Genomic DNA, 1,265 nt, shown 5'->3' on the forward strand with positions numbered 1-1,265 from the left:
CCAATAAATAACAAAGAATCACCTTATTAATGGCATCGTGGGCCACTACCATAATTGTCTTAGGACTATCGCTATTACTATAGGTTTTAACGATTTGCCGCCAACAAGCGATCGCTCGATCCCAAACTTCCTGTAAATTCTCCCCTTCCGGCATTTGTACGGTTTCCGGGGCATTTTTCCAGTCTTCTAACATCCCGGGGAAACTCGCTTCAATTTCCTCCTCTAATTTGCCTTCCCAAAGTCCGTGACAGATTTCCGTCAGATCCCCTTGGGTATCTAAGGTGACATCGGGGTGATATTGCAGGATAATTTGGGCAGTTTCCTTGGGACGGGACAAAGGACTGGTGACAGCGTGATCGATCGCCGTTTCTCGCAGAAATTCGGCGGCTTTCTCAGCTTGGGCTTTGCCATTATCATTGAGAGGAATATCGCGCACACCTTGAAAACGTTTATCCCGATTCCATTGGGTTTCTCCGTGACGCACAAGCAGCAGCCTGGAACCTTGGAAAGGAGGACGCGGTGGGGGTAAAGCTATCCCTAAGTGTGCTGTTTGATTGAGGGATTCCACCTGGACAGGATCACCAAAATCACCCGTAAAATTGAGAACATTAACGCAACAGTTAGATTGTTGCAGGGAATGGTATAAGGAAACTGGAATACCGATGGCACTGAGGATTAAACAGCGATTAATGCCGTTATGGGCAACAATGAGGATAGTTTTGCCCTCGTGTTGGGGAATAATTTCTCGCCAAAAATCCTGCGCTTGTTGATAGAGGGAGAGAACGGGATAATGTTCTTGACCATCGGGCAGTATCATCTTAAATTGGTGAGGTTTTTGGTGCCAATCCCGATATTCTTGGGGGTATTGAGCTTTTACCTCCTCTTTGACCATATTTTCCCAGATAGGCAGATCGATTTCTAGTAACTGCGAAGTGGGTTGAATGACGGGAGAGTTATTTAAACGAGACTGAATCACCTCAGCAGTAGATTTGGCTCTTTGGAGAGGACTACAGTAAAAAGCGGCGATATCGATTTGACTGAGGGCATTTCCTACTTTTTCCGCGTCCAGATGGCCTTTTTCTGTCAAAACCGAGCCATCACTGCGACCTTGTATTTTCTGCTCTGCGTTATAACTGCTTTGTCCATGACGAACAATAATCACACGAGTAGCCAAGCGGTTCAGTCTCCTTAACTAAAAGTCTCAATATCAGATTACAGGCGATCGGGATCGGAGTACAAATCAGTGATCAGTGATCAGTAATCAG

General features: G+C 45.8%; 1 protein-coding gene. It reads right to left on the reverse strand.

Annotated elements, in window-relative coordinates; all coding sequences use genetic code 11:
• A partial coding sequence (locus PX481_RS07510; RefSeq protein ID WP_288094204.1) for a histidine phosphatase family protein occupies positions 1 to 1,174 on the reverse strand: 1,174 nt, incomplete at its 3' end.
• Positions 1,175 to 1,265 lie beyond the last annotated feature (91 nt).

It is taken from the genome of Microcystis sp. M53603_WE2 (genome assembly GCF_030065435.1).